The 20,827-nt window shown below is 67.4% G+C and carries 19 protein-coding genes; 14 read left to right on the top strand and 5 right to left on the bottom strand.

Annotated elements, in window-relative coordinates; all coding sequences use genetic code 11:
- Window positions 1-43: 43 nt before the first annotated feature.
- Complete coding sequence (locus ACTJLD_RS03720) at window positions 44-1,225, bottom strand: serine hydrolase domain-containing protein (RefSeq protein ID WP_440658007.1); 1,182 nt, start codon at window positions 1,223-1,225, stop codon at window positions 44-46.
- 335 nt (window positions 1,226-1,560) lie between these two features.
- Here ACTJLD_RS03720 and ACTJLD_RS03715 point away from each other — a divergent pair, with 335 nt between their 5' ends.
- Together ACTJLD_RS03715 and ACTJLD_RS03710 are read left to right on the top strand one after the other, a co-directional pair.
- Window positions 1,561-2,688 (top strand): aminotransferase class V-fold PLP-dependent enzyme, encoded by a 1,128-nt coding sequence (locus tag ACTJLD_RS03715; protein ID WP_060085672.1) that lies wholly within the window; start codon window positions 1,561-1,563, stop codon window positions 2,686-2,688.
- Between the two features lie 185 nt (window positions 2,689-2,873).
- Window positions 2,874-3,284 (top strand): GNAT family N-acetyltransferase, encoded by a 411-nt coding sequence (locus ACTJLD_RS03710; RefSeq protein WP_059687532.1) that lies wholly within the window; start codon window positions 2,874-2,876, stop codon window positions 3,282-3,284.
- Between the two features lie 100 nt (window positions 3,285-3,384).
- Here the strand turns inward: ACTJLD_RS03710 and ACTJLD_RS03705 are convergent, their stop codons facing one another.
- Both ACTJLD_RS03705 and ACTJLD_RS03700 read right to left on the bottom strand, forming a co-directional pair.
- On the bottom strand, window positions 3,385-3,777 hold the full coding sequence (locus tag ACTJLD_RS03705) for a hypothetical protein (protein WP_440658006.1): 393 nt from the start codon (window positions 3,775-3,777) through the stop codon (window positions 3,385-3,387).
- 520 nt (window positions 3,778-4,297) lie between these two features.
- Window positions 4,298-4,933 (bottom strand): glutathione S-transferase family protein, encoded by a 636-nt coding sequence (locus ACTJLD_RS03700; RefSeq protein ID WP_059692831.1) that lies wholly within the window; start codon window positions 4,931-4,933, stop codon window positions 4,298-4,300.
- 169 nt (window positions 4,934-5,102) lie between these two features.
- Here ACTJLD_RS03700 and ACTJLD_RS03695 point away from each other — a divergent pair, with 169 nt between their 5' ends.
- The 11 genes from ACTJLD_RS03695 (at window position 5,103) to ACTJLD_RS03645 (ending at window position 17,969) form a co-directional block, all read left to right on the top strand.
- A complete protein-coding gene (locus tag ACTJLD_RS03695) occupies window positions 5,103-5,411 on the top strand; it encodes an acyl carrier protein (protein WP_059692833.1) in 309 nt (102 codons plus the stop codon).
- Window positions 5,408-5,923: a gamma-glutamylcyclotransferase family protein gene (locus ACTJLD_RS03690; protein ID WP_321966180.1), complete on the top strand. Its 516-nt coding sequence runs from the start codon at window positions 5,408-5,410 to the stop codon at window positions 5,921-5,923. Before ACTJLD_RS03695 ends, ACTJLD_RS03690 begins: the two co-directional genes overlap by 4 nt.
- A gap of 466 nt (window positions 5,924-6,389) precedes the next feature.
- On the top strand, window positions 6,390-7,694 hold the full coding sequence (locus tag ACTJLD_RS03685) for an MFS transporter (RefSeq protein ID WP_034196018.1): 1,305 nt from the start codon (window positions 6,390-6,392) through the stop codon (window positions 7,692-7,694).
- A gap of 37 nt (window positions 7,695-7,731) precedes the next feature.
- On the top strand, window positions 7,732-8,256 hold the full coding sequence (locus ACTJLD_RS03680) for a flavin reductase (RefSeq protein ID WP_027790681.1): 525 nt from the start codon (window positions 7,732-7,734) through the stop codon (window positions 8,254-8,256).
- A gap of 26 nt (window positions 8,257-8,282) precedes the next feature.
- Window positions 8,283-9,353, top strand: a complete 1,071-nt coding sequence (locus tag ACTJLD_RS03675) for a DUF6421 family protein (protein ID WP_226144601.1) — start codon at window positions 8,283-8,285, stop codon at window positions 9,351-9,353.
- Between the two features lie 50 nt (window positions 9,354-9,403).
- Window positions 9,404-11,245, top strand: a complete 1,842-nt coding sequence (gene ilvD, locus ACTJLD_RS03670) for a dihydroxy-acid dehydratase (protein WP_060085665.1) — start codon at window positions 9,404-9,406, stop codon at window positions 11,243-11,245.
- 2 nt (window positions 11,246-11,247) lie between these two features.
- Window positions 11,248-12,438 carry a cystathionine beta-lyase gene (gene metC, locus ACTJLD_RS03665; protein ID WP_440658003.1) on the top strand — a complete coding sequence of 397 codons (1,191 nt, stop codon included), beginning with the start codon at window positions 11,248-11,250 and terminating at the stop codon, window positions 12,436-12,438.
- 66 nt (window positions 12,439-12,504) lie between these two features.
- Window positions 12,505-13,821, top strand: coding sequence for an LLM class flavin-dependent oxidoreductase (locus tag ACTJLD_RS03660; protein ID WP_021156686.1), 1,317 nt, complete (start codon window positions 12,505-12,507; stop codon window positions 13,819-13,821).
- Between the two features lie 66 nt (window positions 13,822-13,887).
- A complete protein-coding gene (gene gshA, locus ACTJLD_RS03655) occupies window positions 13,888-15,519 on the top strand; it encodes a glutamate--cysteine ligase (RefSeq protein ID WP_440658265.1) in 1,632 nt (543 codons plus the stop codon).
- Window positions 15,520-15,559: 40 nt separating this feature from the next.
- Window positions 15,560-16,750, top strand: a complete 1,191-nt coding sequence (locus ACTJLD_RS03650) for a benzoate/H(+) symporter BenE family transporter (RefSeq protein ID WP_124672670.1) — start codon at window positions 15,560-15,562, stop codon at window positions 16,748-16,750.
- A gap of 58 nt (window positions 16,751-16,808) precedes the next feature.
- Entirely contained in the window at window positions 16,809-17,969 is a 1,161-nt protein-coding gene (locus ACTJLD_RS03645; protein WP_027790687.1) for a mandelate racemase/muconate lactonizing enzyme family protein, read from the top strand.
- A 129-nt stretch (window positions 17,970-18,098) separates the two neighbouring features.
- Here the strand turns inward: ACTJLD_RS03645 and ACTJLD_RS03640 are convergent, their stop codons facing one another.
- Both ACTJLD_RS03640 and ACTJLD_RS03635 read right to left on the bottom strand, forming a co-directional pair.
- Window positions 18,099-19,010: a LysR family transcriptional regulator gene (locus tag ACTJLD_RS03640; RefSeq protein WP_021156690.1), complete on the bottom strand. Its 912-nt coding sequence runs from the start codon at window positions 19,008-19,010 to the stop codon at window positions 18,099-18,101.
- A gap of 195 nt (window positions 19,011-19,205) precedes the next feature.
- Window positions 19,206-19,664 (bottom strand): GNAT family N-acetyltransferase, encoded by a 459-nt coding sequence (locus tag ACTJLD_RS03635; protein ID WP_060312344.1) that lies wholly within the window; start codon window positions 19,662-19,664, stop codon window positions 19,206-19,208.
- A gap of 244 nt (window positions 19,665-19,908) precedes the next feature.
- Here ACTJLD_RS03635 and ACTJLD_RS03630 point away from each other — a divergent pair, with 244 nt between their 5' ends.
- Entirely contained in the window at window positions 19,909-20,775 is an 867-nt protein-coding gene (locus ACTJLD_RS03630; protein ID WP_440658002.1) for a helix-turn-helix domain-containing protein, read from the top strand.
- Window positions 20,776-20,827 lie beyond the last annotated feature (52 nt).

Here is a 20,827-nt window from a genome sequence, read left to right as displayed (position 1 = left end):
GACTCATTGGCCCGACCGTGTCGGGCCTTTTTTGTTGCGCGCGTCAGCCGGCGTCGTAGATCGCGTCGCGCAGATCGATCGTGTACTGGCCGTTCATCCCTTCGTAAAGCGTGTTCGACAGCGACACGACGGTGAGCCCGCGGGCGCGGTCGACGAACCACGAATGCCCGTAGACCCCGCCCCAGCGCCACGTGCCCACGGACTCCGGCGATGCCGCCGCGAGCGGGTCGCGCAATACGGAGAACCCGATGCCGAACCCCGCGCCGGGCAGGTCGGGCAATTCGAGGTTGCCGGTGTGGGCGCGGCCCATCTCGTCGACCAGGTCGGCCGGCAGCAGCGAGCCGCCACCCGCACGCAGCGTGTCCAGCAGGTTCAGCACGTCGCCGGCGGTGCCGACCATCCCGGCGCCGCCCGACGGGAAGGCATCCGCGTCGAGCGCGCGCGACGGCGAATACGTCACGCCGACGGTTCCGTCGAAGATCGGCACGGTTTCGTTTTCGGCGAGCCGGTGCGGTTGCGGCGTGTCGTTGACGTAGGGCGTCGCGAGTCGCGCGGGATCGCGTGCGACGAATCCCGTGTCGCGGGCGCCGAGCGGGCGGAGCACGAGCGTATCGATGGCGTCGGCGAGCGGCAGCCCGCTGACGGCCTCGATCAGCGCGCCGACCACGTCGATGGAAAGCGAATAGTTCCAGCCGGTTCCCGGCGCGAACTGCAGCGGCACGCTCGCGATCCTGCGCAGGTTTTCGGCGAGCGTGATCGATGCGGCATCGAGCCCGTCGGAGGCGCCCGCGCGCGCATAGGGGCCGGTCGCGTCGGCTTCCGTGAAGCGATAGCCGAGGCCGGCCGTATGCGTGAGCAGGTGGCGCACCCTGATCACCGGCACGCTGCCGTCGTGCAGCGCCGGGCGGAACCCGGGCAGCCAGCGCGTGACGTCGTCGTCGAGCGACAGCTTGTGTTGCGCGACGAGCGCCATCGCGGCCGTCGAGACGATCGGCTTCGTCACCGATGCGAGCCTGAACAGCGTGTCCTCGCGCATCGGCGTGCGCGCTTCGCGATCGGCGAACCCGGCCGCGCGGCGATAGACGAGTTCGCCGTCGCGTGCGATCAGGACGACCGCACCAACGAGGCGATGTGTTTCGAGTTGACGGGACAGTACCGCATCGACGCGCTCGGCGAGTGCGGGATCGGTCGACGGCTGCCGGGATGATGCGCGGTTGGGGATCATCGAAGACTCTGTCGTGAAAGGTGAGCCGACATGGTAGGCGGCATGCCAGGGAAGTGGCGTTTATCCATACGTCGAACAGGGCTTCGTGCGCCGCACCGGCCGACGCGGGCGGCCACGGGGCGGGGGATTCGACCGGGCGCCACGGCAGCCGCGTTGCGGTGCGTCATGCCGGACCTGCGCCGGGCAGCCGCCAAAATATGCCCCAAGCGGCGGGCGGCGTTCGTTAGAATCTGCTTTCGTCGAGGAAACAGCGCAATTGCATTGGGGCAGGGCGGTATCGCGTCACGGACACTGCCTGCCCGGAATCGATCGTTCATTTTTCACCGGAGGCGAGCATGCCAGGTTTACTTCCCGATGTTGACCGCGAGGGGCTCCTCGAATATTCGGTGGTGTACACCGATCGCTCGGTCAACCATATGTCGCAACGCTTTCAGGGCGTCATGCGCGACATCTCCGGCACACTGAAAAAAGTCTACAACGCGAAGTCGGTCGTGATCGTCCCGGGCAGCGGGACGTTCGGCATGGAAGCCGTCGCGCGGCAGTTTGCAACGAACAAGAAGTGCCTGGTCATCCGCAACGGCTGGTTCAGTTTCCGCTGGTCGCAGATTTTCGACATGGGCAGCATTCCGTCCGAAACGACGGTGCTGAAGGCGCGCCCGGTCGAAGCGGGGCGGCAGGCCGCGTATGCGCCGGCCCCGCTCGACGAAGTGGTCGCCGCGATCAGGGAACACAAGCCGGATCTGGTCTTTGCGCCGCATGTCGAAACCGCGTCCGGGATGATGCTGCCCGATGCGTATCTGCGCGCGGTGGCCGACGCCGTGCATGCGGTCGGCGGCATGTTCGTGCTGGATTGCATCGCGTCCGGCACGGTGTGGGTCGACATGCAGGCGAGCGGCGTGGACATCCTGATCAGCGCGCCGCAGAAGGGCTGGAGCGCGTCGCCGTGCTGCGCGATGGTCATGCTGAGCCCGCTCGCACGCGAGCGCATCGATGGCACGACCAGCACCAGCTTCGCGTGCGATCTCCGCAAGTGGCTGCAGATCATGGAAGCCTACGAGGGCGGCGGGTTCGCGTACCACGCGACGATGCCCACGGACAGCCTCACGACGCTGCGCGACGTGATGAAGGAAACCGAGGCATACGGGTTCGACAAGGTGAAGGCGGAGCAGCTCGAGCTCGGCAAGCGCATTCGCGCGCTGCTGGCCGACAAGGGTTTCCGGAGCGTGGCGGCTGAGGGCTTCGAGGCGCCGGGCGTCGTGGTCAGCTACACGGACGACGACGGGATTCGATCGGGGAAGAAGTTCGCCGACGTGGGCTTGCAGATCGCGGCCGGCGTGCCGCTGCAATGCGACGAGCCGGAGGATTTCAAGACCTTCCGTCTGGGGTTGTTCGGTTTGGACAAACTGCATGATGTCGACGGTGCGGTTGCGCGGTTTGCCGACGCGCTGGAGCGGATTCTCTAAGCCGCTTGGCGGACCTGGGCGAGGCCGTGGGCGGTGGGTGGTGAGTGGTTGTCCCCGCGGCCTGCTGCCTCGCCCGATTCGTCGTCATGGTCTCGTTTGATGCGCGCGCTCGGGCTCCGGGTTCGACGGACTCATCCGCAGCGGGGCCGATCCATCCGCCTGTACGGCTTACCTGAAAGGCTCGCATGGCATACATCGTTCGACACGAAGTTCCGCCGGTATCCGTCTACATCGACATTCGTCTTGCCGCAGGGTTGAGCAGGAAGTCGGAGCAGGCCGCGACGATCGGGTTGAAGAACGGGCTCTTCAGCGTCGTGGCTTACTGCGACGGTGTGCCGGTCGGAATCGGCAGGGTCATCGGCGACGGCGGCTGCTTCTTCGAGATCGTGGACATCGCGGTGTTGCCCGCTCACCAGAAGAAAGGCGTAGGTGACCTGATCATGCGGGCGCTGATGGGCTACGTTCACGAGAATGCGCCGCCGACCGCGTATGTCAGCCTGATGGCCGATCACGGCACACCGAAGTTCTACGAACGCTATGGTTTTCAGCCGTCGTCGCTGCCGGAGAAGGCGGGGATGTTCCTGCGGATTGCGTAGCGTGCGGGCGGCCGATCATCGCGGGTGATCGCTGGCCGTCGACCGTGCCGGAAGCGGCAGACGTGCGCGCTCACCGCCGCTCACCGCCGCTCACCGCCGCTCATCGTCGCTCATCGTCGCTCATCGTGGCGACGGTCCGGTCTTCCTTGAGTTTGTCGACACGCTTTTGCACTGAGCGCGCCTGCTTCTCGTTGTCATGCTCACGGCCCCAGGCGGCGACGCGTTTGCCGCCGATGGCGGGCCGGTCAATTTCATTTTGTTCGGCGGCACGGCGCACCTGCGCCGCCGCGTCGGCATCGACGATCCGAATGAACCACCGGCCGGCTGGCGCCGTGCGTTCGGCAATACCCAGCGATACGCAGCAATGCGCAGCCGGGCTCGACTTTGTCGTTCGCGAGCGGCAGGCCGCTGTCCCGCACGGCCACCGTGGCTTTCGTTGCGCTGACAACGACCTCGGCGGAACAAGCCGGCACGACGCCGGCAGCAGAAGCATTCAGTGACCGCAATCAACGAAATCCGGAAGTTGGATTGCGTTGCTGGCGTGCAGCATCGAAACCGCTCGGGGTTGGTCGCCAGTTGAAGCCAATTTTGCCCTGGCAATGCACGCCAATCCCGCTCCATTCGCCGCAATCAATTCGCCAGGATTGGCAATATCGGACTCGTCGGCCAATCGCTGATTAATATGCGTGGCGACTTAGTGGAAGACGAAAAATATATTGGACGTCACGAAATGGATGTTGCATTGTTCACGCATTCGATGCGATCGCAGAAAATGAGCTGAGCGGTGTAGCGCCGCACGAGCAGAGAACGTCATATGCGATTGCGGTCGTGGCTCCTGTTCCCGGAGTCGTGGCCTGGACGATCCGCGGCGTGCGCGACGCATGTGCGCGCGCGTGTGCAGGATCGGCGCAACAGACAAAGAAAAGCGGCGAAAAGGACCTGAGAAGATGAAGGAGACGCGACGGACGCGGGCGGCATTCCGGATCGGGCGCAAACCCGACCCGGCTTCGCCGCTACGCCCAGATCGAGATCTGTTCGACCGACAACGCGGTCGCGACGGCAGGGCGGCGGAGCATGCGCTCCGTATGCGCGGCCCAATGTTCGAACCCGCGCATGTCGAGCTTCAGCATGTTCCCCCATTTGAAAAATATCAGCAGCATCGGATCGACGATCGAGTAGTGCTCGCCGAGCGCCCAGTCGCGCGCCGCGAGCCGTTCGTCAATCTGCGCATACGCGGCGAGGATGCCCGCGCGGCCTTTCGCGCGAATGCCGTCGTGCGCAGCCGGGTCTTCGCTGAAACGCGACGGATGGAAGTTGAGCGCGACCGTTCCGGGCAACACTGACGCCAGCCAGTTCATCCACTCGACGGCACGTGCGAGGCCCATCGCGGTATCGGGCACGAGCCGCGCCTGCGGAAAGCGCAGCGCGAGATAGAGCAGGATCGCCGACGACTCCGTCAGCACTTCGTCGCCGGTGTGCAGTACGGGCACCTTGCCTTTCGGGTTGAGCTGCCGGAATTCGGCGCTCTGCGTCGCACCGTCCTTGATCGAGACGAGTGCGAGTTCGAATGGTTCGCCCAGCTCGCGCAAGATGACGTGCGGTGCAAACGAAAGATGGCCGGGGCAGTAGAACAGCGTATGAGTTGTCATATTGATTAAGTCTCCTATTTATCTCTGGTGGAGATGCTGACCGGGTTTGTCGTGTCGACGCGTCGCATGGTGCATGACGCCCGATCGAAAGTCAAAAGCGAAGGGCGATGTGAAGGATCTTGCGGTTCGGTGAAGACGAAGCCGGCCAGTGCGATGCGCGCGGGCCGGGATGAACGTGCGTTTCTGGAGCGTGATCGTGATGCGGATGATGAGCCTCGACGAATTGATCGACAGCGTGAAGACGTTTCTGGCCGGGATCGACCCGGGCGCGCCGGCGCGCGTGACCGCGCAGACGAACCTGCTCGACGCCAACCTGCTCGATTCGCTGTCGCTTGTGCACTTCGTGCTGTTCATCGAGCAGACGCTCAGGATCGACATCCCGATCGGTGACTTCGTGCTCGACTCGATCGCGTCGGTCGCGGCGATCTACGACCACTACGTGCTGGGCACGTCGCATGCCGCGAGCGCGTCGCGATGACGCCGGACGACCTGCTTCGTGACGAGCCGTTCGCGTATTTCGCATACGGCTCGTGCATGAACCTCGCGAGCCTGTCGACGTCGCTCGGCTGCGACGCGGCGACGTACTTCGCGGGCGCGGCGCGCCTCGACGGCCATCGCCTCGCGTTCAATTACGCGTCGCTCAACGAGCCGGTCTGCTGCGCGAACATCGAGCCGGCTGCCGGTGCGATCGTCGAGGGCGCGCTGTACCGGCTGCCGATGCGCGTGCTCGACGCGCTCGAGCGTCGCGAAGGCGTGCATCTCGGCCGCTACGTCCGCTACGCGGTCGAGGTGCTGGCGCCCGGCGGGCGGCGCGTACATGCGCTGACATATCGCGGTGCGGTCACGCTCGATTGCGACGCCGCGCCGAGCGCGCGCTACCGCGACCTGCTGGTTCGCGGGCTGGCCGACGCGGGCGTGTCGGCGGCGTATCGCGACCGCACGGTCGCCTACATGGCGGGGCTGCGCGATCGGCCGCCGCGTGCGGCATGACGGAATCAAGGCATCGTGCGCTCCACAAGAGCGCCCGATCCAGCGGTGCGTTCGCGACTTCGAACGTCGACGAGCGTTTTAAAGGCGCCCTAAGCGGGCATGTGAGCAAAAGGTTGAACATGAACAAGGCTTTCGACCATCCGCGCGTTTTGCGCATCTTGCGCGTTGCCTGCGACGCAGCGCCCGGGCACAACGACGTACAACGAGCCCCCGGAACCGCGGCAACGCCACGAACGGACCTCGCGAGGCCGATGCGCACCTGATCCGCGCCCGCGAGCCGGATCGACACCCGCCCGGCGTGCCGCACACATGCGTGCGGCACGCGGCACCCCGCATGCGAGAACGAGCCGACCGGAGGAGGACGGCTCGCCGCCTTGTGCGCCGGATCGCGGGTGCCGCCGTCGGGCGACGCGTGCAGGACGCCGTGCGCAACGAATGACAATCGATCGCAAACAAGGAAAAAATCATGGAGACGCTCGTATCGACCGTATTGCCCGCAGCGCGGGTGTCGGAAGACGCCGCCTATCGCAAGGTCGCGTGGCGGCTGATGCCGTTGCTGCTGTTCTGTTACCTGGTGTCGTATCTCGACCGCGTGAACGTGGGCTTCGCGAAGCTGCAGATGGCGGGCGATCTCGGGCTGTCCGACGCGGCCTACGGGCTCGGCGCCGGCATCTTCTTCTTCGGCTATTTCATCTTCGAGGTGCCGAGCAACCTGATCCTCCACCGCATCGGCGCACGCGTCTGGATCGCGCGAATCATGGTGACGTGGGGCGCGGTGTCCGCGCTGACGATGTTCGTCACGACGCCGACGGCGTTCTACGCGATGCGGTTCCTGCTCGGCGCCGCCGAGGCCGGCTTCTTCCCGGGCGTGATCCTGTACCTGACCTACTGGTATCCGGCCCATCGGCGGGGGCGGATCACGACGGTGTTCATGACGGCCGTCGCGCTGTCGGGCGTCGTCGGCGGCCCGATTTCCGGCTACATCCTGAAGGCGTTCGACGGCATCAACGGGTGGCACGGCTGGCAGTGGCTGTATCTGCTCGAAGGGCTGCCGTCGATCGTCGCGGGATTGCTCGTCTACGCGCTGCTCGACGACCGGATCGCGCAGGCGAAGTGGCTGAACGACGAGGAGCGCGCGCTGCTCGAACGCAACGTGAATGCCGAGGACGCGGTCAAGTCTCACCTGTCGCTCGGGGCGGTGCTCGCGAATCCGCGCGTGTGGCTGATGTGCGCGATCTACTTCTCGTTCGTGATTGGCCTGTACGGCGTCGGCTTCTGGCTGCCGACGCTCATCCATGCGACGGGCGTGGCCGATCCGCTGACGATCGGGTTGCTGTCGACGGTGCCGTATGCGCTTGCGGTGGTCGCGATGATCGCGATCGCACGCAGCTCGGATCGCCTTCGCGAGCGCCGCTGGCACCTCGCGGTGCCCGGTGCGATGGGCACGGTGGGGCTCGTGCTCGCGGTCGGCTGGGCGCATCAGACGGGGCTTGCGATCGCGGCGCTGACGCTCGCGACGATGGGCATCCTCACCGCGATCCCGCTGTTCTGGAGCCTGCCGACCGCGTTCCTCGGCGGCACCGCGGCCGCCGCCGGGATCGCGATGATCAATTCCGTCGGCAATCTCGCAGGCTTCCTCGGCCCTTACCTGATGGGGCTGCTCAAGCAACTGACCGCATCGAACGACGCGGGCCTCTACATGATGGCCGGCTGCATGGCGCTGGGCGGACTGCTCGCGCTGTCGCTGCCGAAAGCGCTGGTGAACCGGTAGCGATGCGCGGCTTTTCCCCCATGCACGGAGACAGGACATGATCCACAACGAACCCGCACTGTTCCCCGACCAGTCGATGGGCGCCTCGCCGCAGCGCTTTCGCGACGCGATGTGCCGCGTGGCGTCGGCCGTTCACGTACTCACGAGCGACGGGCCTGCCGGGCGCTGCGGCATGACGGCGACCGCCGTGCTGTCGGTGTCCGATGCACCGCCGACGGTGCTCGTGTCCGTCAATCGCGGCAGCGTATCGGCGCAGCGGCTGATCGCGAACGAGGTGTTCTGCGTGAACACGCTCGGCGCCGCCGACCGGTTTCTCGCCGACGTGTTCGCGGGCCGGACCGCGCACGAGCGCGACGCGCGCTTCACGGTGGGCGAGTGGGGCGAGCTTGCGACACGCGCGCCGGTGCTGGCGAGCGCGCGCATCGCGCTCGACTGCCGGCTCGTCGCGTCGATGAGCGCGGCGACGCATGAGCTGCTGGTCGGCGAAGTGGTGGCGCTGCATTGTGCGGCGCCCGACGACGACACGCTCGTCTATCTGCAGCGGGAGTTCCGCGTCGTGTGACGACGCGTGCCGACAGGATGACCGACATGAAACGCGAAATCGTACTAGCCACCAATCGCTGCCGCGGCGAGATCCTCGCCGGCGGTTTTCGCACCGACGTCGCGCGCATCGCGCAGTGCGCACGCACGCATCTCGGCGACTACGCCGACAACCCGCATGTGCGCGCGCTGCTCGTGGCGCTGGAGAACCGCTGCCTCGCATCGGGGCGCCTGCTCGATCTCACGTACTCGGTGGACCCGAGCTTCATCCTCGGGTTCTTCGACGTGCCCTACAACGCCGACGCGTTCCTCGAGGCGGCCGCGATTGCGCCCGTGCCGATTCCGCCGAGCGTGCTCGCGATCGCGCCGGACGGCAACGCGCTGCCGGTGCAGATCCGCATGTGCACGGACGGCTTTCTCAATCCGCTCGCGGTCGCGGTATTCGGCGAGAACTTCATCGACGCCGACCTGCGCGCGTATCACAAGGCGTACTACTTCATCGACAAGTTCGTCGAGCGCTTCAAGCGCCATACGCGCCCGGCAATCGAAGCGAACTGGTCGCCCACCGCGTTCCCGGATCTGCTCGCGGCGGACGACGAGCTGCTGACGCAGGCGAGCGCGATCTGGGTCCACCTGCACGAGTACCACCATCGCACGGGCTTCCTGCCGATCCCGGAGTACCTCGATGCGAAGAGCACGCGCAACGGTGCGGGCGCGGAGGAGTTGCGGGTCGACATCCTGTCGATCCTCGCGCTGTTCCGGCTGCGCTCGGACGACCGCGTGCTGCGCGCTTCGATCCAGTACATCCTGGCCGAGCGCCTGATCCGCTACCCGCTTCAGGCGCCGCCGCTCGACAACTACGACGCGCGCTCGTCGGTCGCGCTGTTTCATTACCTGTCCCGTCACGGCGTGATCGCGCAGCGTGGCGGCTCACTCTATTTCGAAGGGGGCTACGAACGCCTGACCCAGGCGCTCAGGTCCATCGTGATCAAGCTGACGGCGCTCGAATACAAGCTCAGCGTGTCGTCCGATCTCGACCGGAGAAAGATCCTGTCGTTCGTGCTGCCGACGCTCGCGAAGAACGACAACAACTGGGGCGCGGCCGGCAGGCCGCATTGACGGAAGCCCGCCGCCCGCCCCATTTCGCAACGAATCAACCGAGGATCACGATGCCCACCTATCGTTCACGCACTTCCACGCACGGCCGCAACATGGCGGGCGCGCGCAGCCTGTGGCGCGCCACCGGGATGACCGACGCCGATTTCGACAAGCCGATCATCGCGGTTGTCAATTCGTTCACGCAGTTCGTGCCCGGTCACGTGCACCTGAAGGATCTCGGCCAGCTGGTCGCGCGCGAGATCGAAGCGGCCGGCGCGGTCGCGAAGGAGTTCAACACGATCGCGATCGACGACGGCATCGCGATGGGCCACGACGGCATGCTGTACAGCCTGCCGTCGCGCGAGCTGATCGCCGACAGCGTCGAGTACATGGTCAACGCGCACTGCGCGGACGCGATGGTCTGCATCTCGAACTGCGACAAGATCACGCCGGGGATGCTGATGGCCGCGATGCGCCTGAACATCCCGGTGATCTTCGTGTCGGGCGGCCCGATGGAATCCGGCAAGCTGACGTTCCGCGGCAAGCGCCGCGCGTTCGACCTGATCGACGCAATGGTGGTGGCGGCTGACTCCCAGGTGACGGACGACGAGGTGCGCGCGGTCGAGAACGTCGCGTGCCCGACCTGCGGCTCGTGTTCCGGGATGTTTACCGCGAACTCGATGAACTGCCTCGCCGAGGCGCTCGGGCTCGCGCTGCCCGGCAACGGCTCGGTGCTTGCGACGCATGCCGAGCGCAAGCGCCTGTTCATCGAAGCCGGGCGCACGATCGTCGATCTCGCGCGCCGCTACTACGAGCAGGACGACGCGAGCGTGCTGCCGCGCTCGATCGCGACGCGCGATGCGTTCGAGAATGCGATGACGCTCGACATCGCGATGGGCGGCTCGACCAATACGGTATTGCACCTGCTCGCCGCCGCGCACGAAGGCGAGGTGCACTTCACGATGGCCGACATCGACCGGCTGTCGCGCCGCGTGCCGGTGCTGTGCAAGGTCGCGCCGTCGGTGCAGGACGTCCACATGGAGGACGTGCACCGGGCCGGCGGCGTGATCGGGATCATGGGCGAACTCGATCGCGCGGGGCTGCTGAACACGACGCTGCCGACCGTCCATGCGCCGAGCGTCGCGCACGTGCTCGCGCGCTGGGACGTGATGCGCAATCGCGTCGATTCGGTGTCGCGCTTCTATCGCGCGGCGCCCGGCGGCGTGCGCACGCACGTCGCGTTCAGCCAGGACAACCGCTACGACGAACTCGATCTCGACCGCGCGAACGGCTGCATCCGCGATGCCGAGCACGCGTTCTCGCGCGACGGCGGGCTCGCGGTGCTGTTCGGCAACATCGCGCGCGACGGCTGCATCGTGAAGACCGCGGGCGTCGACGGCGGGATGCTGAAGTTCACCGGCACCGCGCGCGTGTTCGAAGGGCAGGAGGAGGCGGTCGAAGGCATCCTCGGCGGTGCGGTCGGCCCGGGCGACATCGTGATCGTCCGCTACGAGGGGCCGCGGGGCGGCCCGGGCATGCAGGAGATGCTCTATCCGACCAGCTACCTGAAATCGAAGGGGCTCGCGAAGCAGTGCGCGCTGATCACCGACGGTCGCTTCTCCGGCGGCTCGTCGGGGCTGTCGATCGGGCACGTATCGCCCGAGGCGGCGGAGGGCGGCGAGATCGGGCTGCTCGAGAACGGCGACGCGATCGAGATCGACATCCCGAACCGCTCGATCAACGTCCTCGTATCCGACGACGAACTGCGGCGCCGCCGCGCGGCGATGGAGGAGCGCGGCGCGCGCGCGTGGCAGCCCGAGAAGCGGCAACGCCGCGTGTCGGGCGCGCTGCGCGCATACGCGGCGATGACGACGAGCGCGGCGCGCGGCGCCGTGCGGATCGTGAAGGGCTGACCGTGCGGCCCGCCCCGAACCATCCGGCGGCCGATGCGCAGGTCGACACCGTGCTCGTCACGGGCGGCCGCGCGCCGGCTACGCATCACGGCTTCGTCAACCCGCCGGTGTATCGCGGCTCGACGGTGCTCGCGCCGAGCGTGGCCGACCTGCTCGGCTACACGCAGCCGTATGTGTACGGCCGGCGCGGCACGCCGACCACGGCCGCGCTGCAGGACGCGGTGCGCGCGCTCGATCACGGCGCGGGTGTCGTGCTGTGCCCGTCGGGGCTTGCCGCGATCACGACCGCGCTGTCGTCGTGCCTGTCGGCCGGCGACCATCTGCTGATGACGGATGCGGTGTACAAGCCCGCGCGCCAGCTGTGCGACGGCGTGCTGCGGCGCGCGGGCATCGAGACGACCTACTTCGATCCGCTCGCGTCGGTTGACGCGCTCGCCGCGCTGATCCGGCCGAACACGCGTGCGCTGTATCTCGAAGCGCCCGCGTCGCAGAGCATGGAGCTGTGCGACGTGCCGGCGTTCGCCGCGCTCGCGCGCGACCGCGGGCTCGTGGTGCTGTTCGACAACACGTGGGCGACGCCGCTGTTCTTCGACGCGTTCGCGCACGGCGCCGATCTCGTGATCCAGGCCGGCACCAAGTACCTCGCCGGTCATGCGGACGTGATGATCGGCATGGTGTCGGCGTCCGCGCGCGCGCTGCCGGCGCTCGAACAGTATCAGCGCGACACGGGGCAGTGCGTCGGCTCGGACGACGCGTTTCTCACGCTGCGCGGCATCCGGACACTCGGCGTGCGGCTTCGCCAGCACCAGGCGAACGCGCTGCGCGTCGCGCGCTGGCTCGCCGCGCGTCCGGAAGTGCGGCGCGTGTGCTATCCGGCGCTCGAGGACGATCCCGGCCATGCGCTGTGGGTGCGCGACTTCGGCGGCGCGACGGGGCTGTTCTCCGTCGCGCTGCGCCCGGCGCCCGCGCAGGCCGTCGCCGCGCTGCTCGAGGGGCTCGCGTATTTCGGGCTCGGCTATTCATGGGGCGGCTATGAAAGCCTCGCGATGCCGTTCGACTGCAGTGCGTACCGCACCGCGTCGCACTGGGACCCGGGCGGCCCGTGCGTGCGCTTTCACATCGGGCTCGAAAACGCCGACGACCTGATCGGCGACCTCGAGGCCGGCTTCGCCCGCTTCAACGCCGCGCGCTGACGCCGACACGAGCAGCACGCGCGGCCCGCACGTTTCGCGCCGCATTCCAATGACGAGGAGCCCCGTATGACGAAGCAACTCTGCCTGGGTGGATTCATGCGCCCCATCTGCCTGCACACGGCGTGGTGGCGGCACCCGAGCGCGCCGACGCTCGCGAACTTCAACTGGCCGGTGATCCGGTCGCTCGCGCAGAAGCTCGAGCACGCGTGCTTCGACGCGGTCTTCACCGCCGACCACCTCGCGGTGATGCCGATGCCGCCGAATGCGCTCAAGCGCAGCGGCACGATCACGTCGTACGACCCGCTCGTGATGCTGTCGGCGATCGCCGCATGCACCGACCGCATCGGCCTGATCGCGACCGGCACGACGAGCTACGAGGATCCGTACCTGCTTGCGCGCCGCTTCGCGTCGCTCGACCACCTGAGCGGCGGCCGCGCGGGCTGGAACATCGTCACGACGGTGAACCCGGAGGCTGCGCTCAACTTCGGTCTCGAGACCGCGCTGCGCCACGCCGAACGCTACGAGCGCGCCGAGGAGTTCTTCGACGTCGTGACGGGGCTGTGGGACGGCTGGTCCGATCACGCGCTCGTGATGGACAAGGAGGCGGGGGTGTTCTCCGATCTCGACAAGATCCGGCCGCTCAACCACAAGGGCAAGTTCTTCTCGGTCAAGGGGCCGCTGAACATCGCGCGGCCCGTACAGGGCTGGCCGGTGATCGCGCTCGCCGGTGCGTCGGAGGAAGCGCGCGACATGGCCGCGCGTTCGGCCGATCTGGTGTTCGGCAACGCGCGCAGCATCGAGACGGGCCGTGCGTTCTATCGCGACGTGAAGTCGCGCGCGGTCGCGGCCGGGCGCAACCCCGATCACGTGAAGATCCTGCCCGCCAACCAGGTGTATGTCGGCCGCACGCGCGCGGAGGCGCTGGCGAAGAAGCGCTACATGGACGATCTCGTTCACGTGGACAGCAACATCCCGAACCTGTCGATCCGGCTCGGCGTCGACTGCTCGAAGTTCGATCCCGACAAGCCGTTGCCCGAGCTGCCGCACACGGAACAGGGGCAGGGCAACCAGCGCGAATGGGCGGCGCTCGCGCGCCGCGAGGGATTGACGGTGCGCGAGCTGGCGAAGCGGGCGGCCGAATCCGGCACCGGCGAGATGGTCGGCACCGCGTCCGAGATCGCCGACCAGATGGAGGAGTGGCTGATGACGGAGGCGTGCGACGGTTTCATCGTCGTGTTCTATACGGTGCCTGACGGCTACGACGACTTCGTGACGATGGTGGTGCCGGAGCTGCAGCGGCGCGGGCTGTTTCGCACCCGCTACGAAGGCACGACGCTGCGCGAACACATCGGCCTGCCGCGGCCGAAGAGCCCGCTCGACTGAGCGGCGCGTCGCCAGATTTCGTTCCGGGAGACCGCAATGACCCACGATTCACCCCGATCCACATGGATGACGACGCCGTACCGCCGCCGGCTCGGCGTGCTGAGCGACGCCGCACACCTGCCGCTGCTGGGCGACGGGTTATGCGGCGTCGAGCGCGAGACGCTGCGCGTCGATGCCGCCGGCCGGCTCGCGCTGACGCAACACCCGCACGCGCTCGGCGCGGCGCTCACGCACCCGTCGATCACGACCGACTACGCGGAGCCGCTGCTCGAATTCGTCACGCCGCCGCAGCACGACGCGGCCGACGTGATCGAGCGGCTCGACGAGCTGCACCGCTTCGCGTGCCGCGCGATCGGCGACGAGCTGCTGTGGAGCCAGTCGATGCCGTGCCCGCTCGACGACGACCGCCGCATTCCGATCGCGTGGTACGGCACGTCGAACATCGGCATCCTGAAGCACGTGTACCGGCGCGGGCTGGCGTTCCGCTACGGCAAGGCGATGCAGTGCATCGCCGGGATCCACTACAACTATTCGCTCGCCGATGCCGTGTGGCCGCTGCTGCGCGACGTGCGCGACGGATGCGAGCCGGCCGGCCGCGACGCGCGCGACATGCGCTCGGCAGGCTATCTCGCCCTGATCCGCAATTTCCATCGCTACGGCTGGCTGCTGCTGTATTTGTTCGGCGCGTCGCCGGCGCTGTGCGCGGGTTTCGTCGCCGGCGACCGGCACGGGCTCGACGCGTTCGATGCGCAGACGTTGTACCTGCCGTACGCGACGAGCTTGCGGATGAGCGACCTCGGCTACCAGAACCGGGTGCAGGGCGCGTTCGCGCCGTGCCTCGACAACCTGCCCGCGTACCTGGACGGCCTCGCGCGAGCCGTCGCGCAGCCGTGCCCCGAGTACCAGGCGATCGGCGCGAAGCGCGACGGAGAATGGCTGCAGCTCAGCACGCACTTGCTGCAGATGGAGAACGAGTTCTACTCGTCGATCCGCCCGAAGCGCACGGTGCGCAGCGGCGAGCGGCCGATCGATGCACTGCGCAGCCGCGGCGTCGAATACGTCGAGGTGCGCTGTCTCGACATCGATCCGTTCGCGCCGCACGGCGTCGCCGAGACGACGCTGCGCTTTGTCGACGCGTTCCTGCTGTTCTGCGCGCTCGACGACAGCCCCTGCCTCGCAGGTGCCGAGCAGGCCGTGTGCCGGCGCAACTTCGCGGCGGTCGCGCGGGAGGGGCGGCGCCCGGGGCTGGAGTTGCAGCGTGGCGGCGAGCGCGTCGCGCTGCGCACGTGGGCGCGCGAGTTGCTCGCGCGAATCAACGAGGCGGCCGGCGTGCTGGATCTGCAGCGCGGCGACACGCGCACGACCGCCGCGCTCGACGCGCAATACGCGAAGCTCGACGATCCGCAGGCGACGCCGTCGGCGCGCGTACTCGATGCACTGCACACGCTGCGCGACGATCCGGGCGGCGCGTGCTTCGCGTTCGGGATGCGGCAGACGCTCGCGCATACCGGGGCGTTCCGCGCGCGTCCGCTGCCGGCCGACGTGCAGGCGCGCTTCGACGCGATCGCGGCCGAATCGCTGAGCCGGCAGGCCGACCTGGAGCGCACGCAGATCGGCAACTTCGACGCGTTTCTCGCCGCGTATCACGCGGGAACGCTGAACCAGGAGTGCGGCGAGCCGACACATGGCGCGCACTGATACGGTCGCCGCCGTATCGAATCCATCTCACGGAGGACAGATGAGCAGTATCGCGGAAATGAAGACCGATCGCGGGTTCTCGGCGCGGGCGGCCGGCGCGGGCGCGTTGGCGTCGTTCGTCGGCTTTGCATCGACGTTCACGCTGATCGTGAATGCGCTGACGAACGTCGGTGCAACGCGCGCGCAGGCCGCGTCCGGCCTGATGGCCGTCTCGATCGTGATGGGGCTGGCCGGCATCGTGCTCAGCTACCGGACCCGGATGCCCGTCAGCGCTGCGTGGTCGACGCCCGGCGCCGCGCTGCTGCTCGGCCTGGGCGCCGTGAAGGGCGGCTATCCGGCCGCGGTCGGCGCGCTCGTGCTGACCGGCGTGCTGCTCACGCTGGCCGGGCTGTGGAAGCCGCTCGGCCGCGCGATCTCGAAGATTCCGCTGCCGATCGCCAACGCGATGCTCGCCGGGATCATCCTGAACCTCTGCGTCGCCCCGGTGCACGCACTCGAGCAGTATCCGCTGTACGTCGCGCCGATCCTGCTCGTCTGGGTCGTGATGATGCGGGTTCGCAAGATTCTCGCCGTGCCTTGCGCCGCGGTCGCGACGCTGATCGTGATCGCGTTCATCGCCAAGACGGGGGGCGTCGGCGCGACCGGGATGTTGCCGCACCTCGCGCTCGTCGGGCCCGTGTTCTCGGCATCGACGATGGTGAGCGTCGCGGTGCCGCTCTTCATCGTGACGATGGCGTCGCAGAACATCCCGGGCGTCGCGGTGCTCAACGTCAACGGCTACCGGCCCGAAGCGTCGCGGCTGTTCACGGCCACGGGGCTGTGCAGCCTGCTCGCGGCGCCTTTCGGCGCGCCGCCGATCGGGCTGGCCGCGATCACCGCCGCACTGTGCGCCGGCGAGGAGGCCGGCCCCGACGAATCGCGGCGCTACTGGGCCGGCATCGTCTGCGGTGCCGCGTACATCGTGTACGGGTTCGCGGCGAGCGCCGCGACGCTGTTCATCGCGGTCGCGCCGCCGGTCATCATCGAAGCGGTTGCCGGCCTCGCGCTGATGAACGCCCTCGGCGGCGCGCTGCTCAACGCATTCACCGACAAGGACGCGCGCGAGGCCGCGATCCTGACCTTCCTCGTGACGATGGCGGGCCATGCGTTTCTCGGCATCGGCGGCGCGTTCTGGGGCCTGCTGACCGGCATCGGGCTGACGTTCGTGCTGCGTCGCGAGAAGGGCCGGTGATGCCGCGCGACGACACGGCCCCCGCAGTTCTGCTATTCCCTCAAAAAACGGAGAAGAGATGCAGCACAACATCGTGAAAGTGACCGCGACGCCGGTGTTCGCGCGCGGCGACGCGGAGATCGCCGGCGTGCGGTTGTCCGGCAAGCTGTCGGGCGTCATCGTCGAAATCGAGACGTCGCAGGGCGTGGTCGGCCACGGCTTCACGGCGATCACCGACGAGGCGGTCGTGGCCGCGGCGATCGATCACGTCGCCGCACCCAACCTGGTCGGGATGAACGTCGTCGAGCGCGAGCGGATTCTCGACAAGCTGTACTGGCTGCTATGCCCGCGCGGGCAGACCGGCTATGCGGGGCACGTGATTTCCGCGATCGACATCGCGGTCTGGGATGCGATCGGCAAGATCGCCGGGCTGCCGGTATGGAAAATGCTCGGCGGCGCGCGTCCGGTCGTGCCGCTGTATACGACGTTCGGCTTCGCGTCGCTCGAGCGCCCGGAGCTGATACATGCCGCGCGTGCGCTCGTCGGCGCCGGACATCGCCGCATCAAGATGATCGTCGGCTATCACGCGCTTGCGCGCCGCGACGAAGGGCGCTCGCTCGATCAGGTCGTCGCGGACGACGTCGCGCGCGTGCGCGCGGTGCGCGATGCGGTGGGCGACGCCGCCGAGATTTACATCGACGCGAACTGCGGGCTCGACCACTATCACGCGCTGCGGCTTGCCGAGCGCGTGGCCGATTGCGACATCGGTTTCTTCGAGGAGCCGATCGCCGAGAACGACCCCGCGAAGCTCGCCGACCTGAGAAAGCGCGGCGGCATTCCGGTCGCCACCGGGCAAAGCGAGGGGCAGTTGTTCCGGTTCAGGGATTTCCTCGTGAACGACGCCGTCGATATCCTGCAGCCAAACGTGTGCGTGTGCGGCGGGTTCTCCATGGCGGCGCGCGCGGCCGCGCTCGCGCAGGCGTTCGGCGTGCCGATCGACAATGGCGGCACGTTCCCGTTCCACAACATGCATCTGCACGGCGGGCTCGCGAATGGCGGCTCGGTCGAGTGGCACGTCGTCGCGGTCGAGATCTGCCGGAACCTGTTTACCGGCCTGCCGGCCGAGCAGAACGGGACGCTGGCACTACCCGACACGCCGGGCCTCGGCTTCGGCATCAATCGCGATGGTGTCCGCGAATTCTCGTCGGGCCCGGGATCGCAGGGGCACGGCAAGGCGTGAGTGTCGGCCGGCGCGTCCGCCGGCGAGGACGCGCCGGCCGTGCGTCGACGGCTTCCCGCGCGTCGTCGCACGGCAAGTGGCCTGCCAATCCGCCCGGGCATGCCAAAGCGGATCTGCCTGCGGCCGGCATCATGCCGAGGCCAGTGTCCGCACGATATTGATGAAGCTGGCAAGGACGTGCCCGATATCGCCTTTGCGCCAGACGAGGCCGGTTTCGACGACGAACGAGCCGTGTGCGAGCGGGCGATAGACGACACCCGTACGCCGCAGATTGCGCAACGATTGCGGCACCAGGGCGACGCCCATGCCGGCGGACACAAGGCTGACGATCGTCTGCATCTGGATTGCTTCCTGGCCGATGTGCGGGACGACACCGACGTCGCTGTAGCACTCCATGATCGCGTCGTAAAACCTCGGGGCGAGACGACGCGGAAATATCACGAGCGGAAGGTCTGCCACTTCCTTCAGGTGAATCGGCACGTCGTCGGGTGCCGTCGACGCGGCGCTCGGCATCGCGAGCACGAGCGGCTCGCTCAGGAGCGGCAGATACGACAGCTCGGCCACGTAGCGTGGCGGCAACGGCGGAATGATCAGGCCCGCGTCGATGTGGCCCGCGACCAGCTCTTCGATTTGCACGTCGCTCGTCGCTTCAGTCAGTTGCAATCGCACCAGCGGATAGCGCATGCCGAATTCGCGCAGCAGCGAGGGCAGCAGCCCGTAATCGGCAATCGAGACGAACGCGAGCGACAATCTTCCGGTCTCGCCGAGGGCGAGGCTCTTTGCCAGCGCGGGAAGCTCCTCGGCTGCGGCAAGCAGTTTCAGCACCGTCGGAAGCAACGCCTCGCCGACTGCCGTGAGCGCGACCGCACGCTTCGTGCGTGCGAAGAGCTCGACGCCGAGTTCGCGTTCCAGGGAGCGTATTGCCTGCGACAGCGGCGGCTGGGTCATCGAGAGGCGTGCGGCCGCACGGCCGAAGTGCCGCTCCTCGGCAACGGCCGCGAAGTAATACCACTGGCGAAGATCCGGGGGGAAGTTGGGCATTCGTTCGACCTGAAGCGGCTGAATGGTGATGAATCATATATTGGACCAGCGGCCTGTGGCGCATCGGGAGCCGGTTCGTTCTTGTGTGTGCGGGACGCATGAGCCGATGGCCAGGGCGCCGCTGTATGCGACGCAAACGCCAGGAAAGCCAGCCGGCAATTGATGGACCGGCGACGTGGAGCATGCGGACGGAAGCTACCGCGTCAGGCAATACAACACATCGGGACAACCTTCCTCGTTCCTGCTTCCGTCGTTATATGCAATGGCAACGAAACCATGCCGCTCATAAAACGCGGCCGCATCGCGATTCATCTGGAACGTATAGAGCTGGAGCTTGCCAACCGTTTGAGACTTCACCGATTCCAGGAGGGAGGAACCGATCCCTTGCCGTTTGAATTCGGGGCACACGTACAACTGGTCGAGCCATGCCGTACCGTCAGTGATGACGTGTGCGGCCATGCCGATGATGCGATCCTCGTACATGGCAACGGTCACGTTGCCCGACGGGACAAGTACGTTGGCAATCCAGTCGCGGACGGCCGCTTCGGAGTGCGCGAGCGGCGCGTAGGATGCGAGCGCGTTGCGCGACCGCAGATACACGTCAGCCACCTCAGCGGCATCAGCCGCCACGGCTCGGCGCAAGATCAAGGGCATGGATCGGCTGCTCCGGAAAATTAATTGCGTGCACAACGATAGCAGCACGGAATCGAACTTCCAAGGTCGTGCAGCATGCTGCTGAAACTGCCGACATCGGAAGTCCGGCGCTGCTTGTCGAGTTTGCGCTACAGCGGTGAGATCGGGGTGCCGATTTGCTGCTTCATTCCGACATTCCCGTATCATCCGTCCGGTTCGCCGGGTCCCACGCGCCGGCGATTCCGCACACATGAAAGGACGAGCGATGAAGGTCGAAAGGCGCGGCCACGGTAAAGCGATCGGGCACGGCGAGGCGGCGGATCCGAAGCGGGCCGGCATCGCACCCGTCACAAAGAGTACCGACCCGCGCGACTACCAGCATGCACCGGCCATCGCGGCCGTCATGCCGAAAGCATTTCCCGACGGCTTCGTCGTCGCGGAGCATCGGCACACGCGCGCGCAACTTGTCTACACCACGACAGGCATCGCCGAAGTCATCGCCTGCCGGTCGCTGTGGATGATCCCGCCGCATCGCGCACTCTGGATTCCGCCCGACCTGCCGCACGCGATGCGCGCACACGGGCAACTCGAAATGCGCACCGCCTACGTCGACCCGCGAGCCTGCCGATCCGCGTACCCGAATCAGCCGGGCCTGGTCAACGTTTCGCCGCTGCTGCGCGAGTTGATCGTGCGTGCGTCGTCGTTCCCGGTCGAGGTCGATCCCGACGGACGCGACGCGCTCGTCATCCAGCTCATGCTCGCCGAAATCGAGTGGTCTCCCGAGCAACCGTTGCGGCTGCCGTCCGGCCGGGACCGGCGTCTTGCCCGGGTCTGCGACGCGATGCTCGCGAATCCGGCCGATCAGCGAACGCTGACGGAATGGGCCGACGAAGTCGGTGCGTCGAGCCGGACACTGGCCCGGCTGTTCACCGCCGAAACCGGGCTGTCGTTCAGCCAGTGGCGCCAGCAGGCCAGGATTTCGGCCGCGCGCCCGCTGCTGGCCTCGGGGCGCTCCGTGATCGCCGTCGCGGCCGAACTCGGCTACGAAACCACGAGCGCCTTCTCGACCGTGTTTCGCCGGTTTGCAGGCATGACGCCCAGCGCGTACGCGAAACTGTCCGATTCCGCGTAGCAAACGTCCTTCCGGAAAACGCGGAGTGCGGCGCGCACGCTTATCGTGTCGG

The organism is Burkholderia sp. 22088, from assembly GCF_052045915.1.
GTDB lineage: Bacteria > Pseudomonadota > Gammaproteobacteria > Burkholderiales > Burkholderiaceae > Burkholderia > Burkholderia cepacia.
This window is presented reverse-complemented; position numbering and strand designations above follow the sequence as displayed.